We start from the raw sequence: 6,905 nt of genomic DNA, 5'->3' as shown, positions 1-6,905 counted from the left end.
AGCAGTGCCTGACATATAAAATTGCTATATTTGAGCCCTTTTCCATCTCTTATGTGTCCAGAGCCATTCTGTAGGATGTTCTTTTATGTAGTTTTCAATATAGCCAGAAAACCTCTCTGTATCTTCAATTATAGCCTTTTCCGTATCATCTTCGATTGATAAATTCACTTCGGGATAAATATTAATGATATGCTTATCTCCATTGCGATTAATAAATATGGGGACCACTGCCGCGCCTGTCTTTCGCGCCATCAATGCGGGCATCTTTGTTGTCCACGCAGGCCTTCCGAGGAAGTCTATTACATAACCTTCATCCTTTAAAACAGCCTGATCCATTAATATCCCGATACCCCTGTTTTTCTTTAATTCGGAAAGCATGCCTTTCAATGCGCCTTTCTTATAAATCACATTGTTTCCATACTTAGCCCTTATATTCTCAACGAGTCTATTGAGATATGGATTATTCTGCGTCCGTGCCACAACAGAGACATTGTCCACCTTAACGCCAAATGCCAATGCCATTAATTCCCAGTTTCCGCAGTGGCCTGTTATGAATATCACGCCTTTATCTTTTGATTTTGCTTTCATGTAGTGGGCAACTCCTCTCACCTCAACATTATCGATAATGCTTTTACCCAATCCGCAATAAATTTTGATAATCTCCGCAAAAGACCTGCCGAGATTCTTGAATGTCTCACGTGCAATACTGACTGCCAATGGCTGATTGCTGATGGCTAAAGGCTGAAGGCTATTGCCCATTGCCTTTTCTATGTTCTCGACTGCAATCCTCCTCCTGCTTCCCCATATATAAAAAACCGAAAGGCCAAGGATCTCCCCGACCTTTAATGCGATCTTATGCGGAAGCACAGCGACAGGAAAAGAGAACATGATAATGAGAGCAGTCTCAAGCAGCCACCTAATCTTCATTTATTATTTGAGCTATTCTCCTTCTCCTTTTTCTTCTCTTCCTTTTCTTCTTCCTTTTCCTTCTTCTTCTCCAGGGCTTCTGATATTTCTTCAAGCCTCTTCATTACAAGATAGTTCACTGTGCCCTCCGGATATGTGCCGTCCTCCATCAGTTCTCCCGCGGGCATGCCGGTGAGTATCTCAAGCCCCTCCTCCATTTTCTCGATGGAATATATGAAAAATTTGCCTTCCTTTACCGCATCTACAACTTCCTGCCTCAGCATGAGGTTTTTTACATTCCTCTTCGGGATTATCACGCCGTGTCCGTCAAGCCCTCTAATCCTGCACAGATCGAAGAATCCCTCTATCTTCTCATTTACGCCGCCTATGGGCTGGACATCCCCGTTCTGATCCATCGAGCCTGTGACAGCAATATTCTGCTTCAAAGGCACTCCGGAAATACTGCTCAGCAGTGCATAGAGTTCGGCGCAGGTGGCGCTGTCACCTTCCACCATCTCGTAAAGCTGTTCGAAGGTTATGGATGCAGAAAGGCTTATGGGCTTCTTTGTTGCGTATTTGCTGCCGAGATAGCTGGATATGATCATGATCGCCTTTTCGTGAATTTTGCCGCTCATCTTTGTCTCGCGCTCTATATTTACAACCCCTGCCTTTCCCGTATATGTCTTCGCGGTTATCCTCGAAGGCTTTCCAAAGCTGTAATCTCCGAGGTCTAAAACAGCAAGACCGTTAACCTGACCCACCTTTTCACCGGCTGTCTCCACTATAAGTGTGTCTTCCAGCATCATTTCCCTGGTGCGTTCTTCGATCCTGTTTACCCTGAAAGTCTTTTCGTCAATGGCCTTTGTCACATGCTCTGACTTCACGAGATCGCTTCCTGCATTTTTTGCCCAGTAGTGGGCCTCCCTGATGAGGTCTGCTATGTAGCTGAATTTTGTAGAAAGCTTATCCTGGTGTTCTGCGAGTCTTGATCCATACTCCACGATCTTTGCAACGCCGCCCCTGTCAAAGGGGAGAAGGTTTTCCTCCTTCTGGCAGCTCGCAACAAAGAATGCGTATTTCTCTATGGTCTCGGGTGTCCTGGGCATTCTGCTGTCAAAATCGACCTTGACCTTGAACAACTCTTTATATTCTTCGTCGAGATTATAGAGGAGATAATAGATATACGGGTTGCCGACAAGAATGACCTTTACATCAAGAGGGATTGGCTGGGGCTTTAATGTTGTGGTGCTCATGAGCTTGTATTGTTCCCATACATCCTCTATTTTTATCTCTTTATTTTTTATCGACCTTTTCAATGCATCGTAAGAAAATATATTCCTCAGCAGGTCCAGGGCATTTATCACTATATAGCCACCATTTGCCCTGTGGAGGGAGCCTGCCTTGATCATGGAAAAGTCTGTCAATGCCATTCCATACTGGACTTTGTATTCTATCCGACCAAAGAGATTGGGGTATGTGGGATTACTCTCAAATACAACAGGTGCTCCCTTGCACTCAGCATTATTGACAATGACATTGACGGTATATCTTACAAATGATGTCTCGGGCTTGGGCATCCTCATAAAAGGCAGTGGAGGAGCCTGTTCTTCAACGGTCTTAAAATCATCTAAATTGGAAAGGATATCTTCCTTTACCGCCTCGAGATATGCGACTAACTTTTCGTATTCTTTATATTTCTCCTTCAATTCTTCTATGAAATGGCCTACAGCGGCGAGGGCGATCTCCCTTTCGAGCCGTGCGAGCATCTCTTTTACGAGTTTCTCTGCCTCCCTCACTGCCCTCACCACATCGTCCAGTTTTTCCTGAAGAATCCTGCCCATTTCTTCGACCTTTTTCCTTGTCTTTTCATCGAGGGCAGCAAATTCTTCTTCTGTGAGAGGCTCTCCGCTCTTTTTTATAGGGACGATTAGAAGCCCTGTTACAGCCTTTCTTATGGCAAAGCCTTTAGCCATAGCATCTTCCTCAAGGCTGGTAAAAAGGGTCTTCTGCTTTTGCTGGAACTCTTCGACTATCTTGCTCCTCTGTTTTTCGTACTCCTTTGACTCAAATGCCTTCGGTATCTCAACCCTCAATGCCTTGATAAGGGCATCCATGTCCTTCTGGAAAACAACTCCCTTGCCGGGTTCGATGGATATGGACATCGGATTATCAGGGTCTTTGAAGTTGTAAACATAGCACCAGTCATTGGGGATCTTTTCCTTTGATGCCCTCTCGTTTAACAATGTCCTGATTGTCCTCATCTTGCCCGTGCCGCTTTCTCCAAGCACGTATATATTAAACCCCTTGCTTGTAAGGCCGAGACCGAAATCGAGAGACCTCAAGGCCCTTTCCTGTCCTATGGTCCCTTCGAATTTACCTATGTCGTCTGTTGTATTAAACCGAAAAGCATTCAGATCACAGCACCTATAAAGATCTTCAGGTTTTAGTTTCACTGCCATGTCTTACCTCTTTCTTGCATAGTAAATGCGTATATGCGTGAATGGGTTATGAGATTTTCTTCTTGTCCATTTACTCATCTGCCCATTCACTTTTATTTTGCTCTCGGATGGTGTTCGAGATAAACCTTCTTTATCCTGTCAACGGTCACCTTTGTATAAATCTGCGTGGTCGATATGTCAGCATGCCCCAGCATCTTCTGTACAGACCTCAGGTCCGCTCCTCCCTCCAGGAGATGGGTTGCAAATGAATGCCTTATGGTATGCGGCGTAAGTTTCAGGCCGACCATATCGCCGAATTTCTTCAGCACCTGCCAGAACCTTTGCCTTGTCATGGGCATTCCCCTGTTCGTTAAAAAAAGATAAGGCGACTGCCTGTTTTTAATCAAATCCGGTCTCAATTCCTGCGTGTATTTCTTTATTTTTTCCATGGCTCGATGATTCATCGGGACAACCCTTTCCTTTGATCCCTTGCCCATAACCCTCAGAAATCCACCCTCAAAATTCAGATCATTAACCTTGATCGATATTATTTCGCTTACCCTCAATCCGGATGAATACAACAACTCAAGCATTGCAGAGTCTCTGATAAATAAAGGCTGAAGGCTGAAGGCTGAAGGCTCGTGGTCTAAATTCAGTAATTTTTTAATGTCATCCATGCCGAGGGCCTTTGGGAGTCTTTCCCATTGCATGGGCAATCTAAGGGTTTCTGTCGGGTCTTCTGAGATAATCTTTTCAATAATAAGAAATTTAGAAAACCCCTTTATCGAAGATATGAACCTGCATATGCTTGCAGTGGATCGCCTGTCATCCTTAAGCTTGCCCATATAGTTCACAATATCTTCCCGTGTAAAAGACTTTATGTTATTGCCTTTATCCGAAAGGAATGCCGAAAAGCCCTTTAAATCCATGCAATATGAATCTACGGTATTTTTAGAAAGTCCCCTTTCTACAGAAAGGTACGAGGCAAAATCTTTCAGTAATGGGTCTATTTTGTTCATGCTCATTTTTATCTTTTACTCGTTACCGATAATTCTTTACTTATATACTCCTCAATCCCTGTAGATATCTTCAATTTCTGATACAGGATGTCAGCAAGCTCCAATAAATTCATAGTATCTTCTCTGTTGTACATCAACAGCAATTCCCTTGCCTCCGAACTACCTCTCTTTGCCTGCTCCCAGAGCTTTACAGCAGCATAGCCGTCCATTCCCTTAACAGAATCGTCCCTTTCTATACCGAAGATCGCTTCCAGTTTCTTCAAACCGCCGTTAATCTTAAGCCTCCTAGCTGCAAAACAGAGGTCAAAGTGCGGGATATCGAATCTGACGCCGGGGAAAGACCTCAAAAGAAATGGTATGTCAAACACCGCACCGTAGAATGTTATAAGGCATTTGTATCCTGACAGTGCCCTGTTGAGGTTCTCTGTTGTGAGATTCTCTCCCCTGACAAGGCATCTCCAGTCATGTCCGTCGTAAAGACCTACAACCGTAACATATCCTCCCTGACCAGGCTGAAAACCGTTGGTTTCGATATCGAGGCAGACAGCGCCGTCTTTAAACACATCAAACAGCCTCCAGTGCTCCCTCCTCTTCATTATCCTCGCAAAGTACTCGGCATTGCCGATTCCAAGCTCCATGGAAGACTGCATCAACTGGTTATCATAAATACTCTTCCTCTCAGGGCTTATCCCGTCTATTTCCCTGCAATTGCAGAAGTCGTCCCATGCCAGAATGCCCTTTCTCCAGATATGCCTTTCGAGCTTTTCGCCTATGCCGTTAAGCAATGAAAATGTATGCCGTATCACAAAATCTCCTCTCTCAGTCTTTTATTTTGTTTTATTATAACCTTTATCAATAATCGCTACAACCTTATGTTAAACTATTTTCCATGAGAAACATAAAACTGATGCTTCAGTACGACGGCACAAATTACAACGGCTGGCAGATACAGCCCGCCGAGATTTCAGATTGCAGATTGCAGATTTCAGATTGCAAAAAACAAAAAAGCATCATTACAATTCAGGGAGTTGTTCAAGAGGCAATTAAAAAAATAACAGGCGAAGACGCGAAGGTCATCGGTGCTGGAAGAACAGATGCAGGAGTGCATGCCATAGGGCAGGTGGCATCGTTTAAGACATCGTCAGGGCTTTCGTCTGATGTTATCAAAAAGGCATTGAACGCCAATCTACCCGACGACATAAGGATATTGGATGCATTCGATGCGGAGACCGATTTTCATCCCAGATACGATGCAAAAAGCAAGACCTATGTTTATGTTATTTCCAATTCCACTGTCATCTCTCCATTTCTATACCGATATGCATGGAGAGTCCCGCACAAATTGCATTTTGAAGATATGTGCAATGCCATAGAGTTTATAAAGGGCAGGCATGATTTCTCTGCATTCAGGGCAAGCGGCTGCAGCGCAAAAAATCCTGTGAGGACTGTCTTCAATATCGAGATGGAGAGATTTGATGCCATTCACTTCATGGACATGCTTTTCCCCGGCAACTTTTTAAAGGTATGCATAGAAGCCGATGCCTTTTTAAGGCACATGGTGAGGAATATTGTTGGAACTATCATCGAGATTGGAAAGGGAAAGACGAAATCCGAAAAGATAAGGGAGATTATTAATTCTAAAGACAGAAGGCTTGCCGGCCCGACAGCTCCAGCAAGGGGATTATTCCTCGAAAAGATAAACTATTAGTCTTTATACTTCTTCTCTTTCTATCTTCTCCATCAATTCTTTTCTTTCCTGACAGTCCCTGCAGCAAATGGCAAAAGGCATGATCTTCAAACGTTCCTCGCCTATCTCATCCCCGCATTCTTCGCATACGCCGTATGTGCCGTCTGCAAGTTTGCGCAGGGCAGCATCTATCTTAATGAGCGTTTCCCTGTGTGTACTCAACTGCTTAAGGCTTATGTCTTCCGAAAGATCGACAACTGAGAGGTCTCCGTCATCCATGACGGTCTCCACAAGCTGCTTCCTTTCGCCTGACTTGAATTTCCTAATCTCGGACTTGGCCTCTCTGATAATATCCTCTCTTTTCTGTATAAGTAATTTTCTGAGCCTTTCTTTTCTTGCTTTTTCGTCTTCAACAACAGGCATTTCCTTTAATTTAGCCCCTGTTTTCGGCTTTGGCTGTATTTTCTTCTGTTTTGGCTGTTTGGGCATTCCTTTCTTCTCCGTCTTTGCTTTTGATTTCGGCTTCGCTTTCGGCTGCGTCTTCACCTTTGTCTTTGCCTTCGATTCTTCTTTCTTCGACACTTTCGGCTTTTTCTCCAGCTTCTTTACTGCCTTTTGCTTGGTCTCGGGCTTAGTCTTAGACCTTGTCTTTGTTTTAGGCTTTGGCTTTGATTCCTTCTTAATTTTCTTCGGTATTTTCTTTGGCATTATTCCTCTTCTACTGCTTCCTTAAAGACCTCTATGATGCTTCTGACCTTAATGCCTGCCTGCTCGAGTGCCTTCTGAACATCCATAAGTTTCGCATCGGTTACCTTCACGATATAATTGCTGTTTGTAGCCATATATTTACCTCCT

General features: G+C 43.9%; 6 protein-coding genes. 1 reads left to right on the top strand and 5 read right to left on the bottom strand.

Features of this window, described 5'->3' with window-relative positions; all coding sequences use genetic code 11:
- Nucleotides 1-24 precede the first annotated feature (24 nt).
- The 4 genes from V7L97_RS10440 to V7L97_RS10425 form a co-directional block, all read right to left on the bottom strand.
- The gene (locus V7L97_RS10440) at nucleotides 25-927 is read right to left on the bottom strand and encodes a lysophospholipid acyltransferase family protein (protein WP_333655743.1); all 903 of its coding nucleotides are present in this window, start codon (nucleotides 925-927) and stop codon (nucleotides 25-27) included.
- Nucleotides 924-3,365, bottom strand: coding sequence for a Lon protease family protein (locus V7L97_RS10435; protein WP_333655740.1), 2,442 nt, complete (start codon nucleotides 3,363-3,365; stop codon nucleotides 924-926). Before V7L97_RS10435 ends, V7L97_RS10440 begins: the two co-directional genes overlap by 4 nt.
- Before the next feature lie 92 nt (nucleotides 3,366-3,457).
- Nucleotides 3,458-4,363 carry a site-specific tyrosine recombinase XerD gene (gene xerD / locus V7L97_RS10430; protein ID WP_333655738.1) on the bottom strand — a complete coding sequence of 302 codons (906 nt, stop codon included), beginning with the start codon at nucleotides 4,361-4,363 and terminating at the stop codon, nucleotides 3,458-3,460.
- Nucleotides 4,364-4,371: 8 nt separating this feature from the next.
- Nucleotides 4,372-5,169, bottom strand: a complete 798-nt coding sequence (locus V7L97_RS10425) for a ribonuclease H-like domain-containing protein (RefSeq protein ID WP_333655737.1) — start codon at nucleotides 5,167-5,169, stop codon at nucleotides 4,372-4,374.
- An 83-nt stretch (nucleotides 5,170-5,252) separates the two neighbouring features.
- Here V7L97_RS10425 and truA point away from each other — a divergent pair, with 83 nt between their 5' ends.
- Nucleotides 5,253-6,071: a tRNA pseudouridine(38-40) synthase TruA gene (gene truA, locus V7L97_RS10420; protein ID WP_333655736.1), complete on the top strand. Its 819-nt coding sequence runs from the start codon at nucleotides 5,253-5,255 to the stop codon at nucleotides 6,069-6,071.
- Nucleotides 6,072-6,074: 3 nt separating this feature from the next.
- On the opposite strand, the gene V7L97_RS10415 is transcribed toward truA, so the two are convergent.
- The gene (locus V7L97_RS10415) at nucleotides 6,075-6,758 is read right to left on the bottom strand and encodes a TraR/DksA family transcriptional regulator (protein ID WP_333655734.1); all 684 of its coding nucleotides are present in this window, start codon (nucleotides 6,756-6,758) and stop codon (nucleotides 6,075-6,077) included.
- Nucleotides 6,759-6,905: the final 147 nt, after the last annotated feature.

The organism is Dissulfurispira sp., assembly GCF_036745535.1.
Lineage (GTDB): Bacteria > Nitrospirota > Thermodesulfovibrionia > Thermodesulfovibrionales > Dissulfurispiraceae > Dissulfurispira.
This window is presented reverse-complemented; position numbering and strand designations above follow the sequence as displayed.